Raw genomic sequence first — 232 nt, 5'->3', positions numbered from 1 at the left:
CTCGACGCTGCTGTGCACGCCCGCCTCGCTGTCCCAGGACGTCGGGCTGGCGATCGGCACCCAGGCGGGTCCGGCGAAGATCCGCGAGATCACCGCCGCCGCCGGCTTCACGGGCTTCGACTCGGTGGCGGAGACGCCGTTCAACAGGGTGCTCGCCGTCCGGAAGTGACGTCTGCGCACCCACGGGGACGACAACCGAGGGCCGTCGCACCCACCTGCGGGCGCAGACTGG

This window comes from Mumia sp., from assembly GCF_028803055.1.
GTDB lineage: Bacteria > Actinomycetota > Actinomycetes > Propionibacteriales > Nocardioidaceae > Mumia.
The sequence above is the reverse complement of the archived record's forward strand: the minus strand, read 5'-3'. Positions refer to the sequence as shown.